This window comes from Mesorhizobium sp. M0659 (genome assembly GCF_040320605.1).
Classification (GTDB): domain Bacteria; phylum Pseudomonadota; class Alphaproteobacteria; order Rhizobiales; family Rhizobiaceae; genus Mesorhizobium.
Genome location: NZ_JAMYPY010000056.1, coordinates 1 through 1312, shown reverse-complemented (window position 1 = coordinate 1312; position 1312 = coordinate 1). Strand labels below are relative to the sequence as shown.

Sequence of the window (1312 nt, the reverse complement as noted above, 5' to 3'; positions counted from 1 at the left end):
GAAAGGACCCTGCGGGATCCGAGGCTTGGTGATGGGGCCCAGTAGGCACGAAAGACGATGCCAGAACAGCGTCGTCTTCATTAGCTTTCCCAGGGAGCTCGCGCCCGAGTTCGGACTTCCGGAGATGAGCTAGTGCACTGATCCCACCGGAGTTGTTATAGCGCTTGGCATCTTCATCCAGCGACCCCTCGTGAAGCCGAGCCGCAATCCCCGGCTTGTTGTTTTCATGCAGGTATTCACTGAAACGTCTAGGAGCAGATCCATAGGTCTGAATGGTACCGGGATTCGGCCCGGTCGGCGCTGCCTTGTACTCTTTGATGGGAGCCGCTGTATAATCTCTGATGAGCGCGGCGTCGGCAGGGTCGGGATTATTCAGGACAGCGGCGCGGTCCAGCACTGGCGCTCCGCCCGCCCACGTCTTGAGATGACCCACTGCTCTAGCCACGTCCGAGGAGCCACTCTTGCTCTCGTACTCCTTGAGATCCGGATCCAGCGACTCCTCGTGAAGCCGAGCAGCAAATCCCGGCCTGTTATTATCAAAGAGCCAACGACCAAAGCCGAGAAGAGAATTTACATGGCGCTTGACCCTGCTCTCCAATGCTGACCTCAGCCCTTCGACAACGGTCGCATCGTTGGAATAAAGAGGACGCTTGTCGGCACCGGAGACCCCTATTGGAGGATCTGGCTGCAGCGCCGCCGGCACAGAACGAGCATGGTCACGCAACTCGGACGGTGCGGGGGGATTCAGATCAACCACTGACGAATCCGGCGCATGATGATGGCGCGCCGTTGAGTGACCCGGCTGCAGCACCGAGGCACCCAGCATCGACCCACTGCCTCCGGCGTACGGCGCCGCGGCGTGTTCTTGTCCGCTGCCATGCATCATGAGTTGCGCCTCCCATGGCGATCGTAGAAGGTCCGCGTGCGGAATCGAGTCGAAATATCCCGACAAGTCAGCATCGACCATCTGCTTTTGCAACCGAGCCAGCGTTTCGGCCACCGCGGCCTCGCCAACCGCGGAGGGCGTCTCCTCTGCCCTGGCGAACGCTGGCCCGGCAGGCGCCGCCGGCATATAACGAGCATGGTCACGCAACTCGAACGGTGCGGGGGGATTCAGATCAACCACTGACGAATCCGGCGCATCATGATGGCGCGCCGTTGAGTGACCCGGCTGCAGCACCGAGGCACCCAGCATCGACCCACTGCCTCCGGCGTAGGGCGCCGCGGCGTGTTCTTGTCCGATCCCTTGCATCATGGGCTGCGCTTCCCATGGCAATGCACCCACTTGATGGGTGGGGGCCTGCATCAGCAC

The 1312-nt window shown here is 61.4% G+C and carries 1 pseudogene; it reads right to left on the bottom strand.

What is annotated here, in order from left to right:
- Nucleotides 1–1312: pseudogene (locus NKI31_RS31760) on the bottom strand (hypothetical protein); the annotation flags it as partial.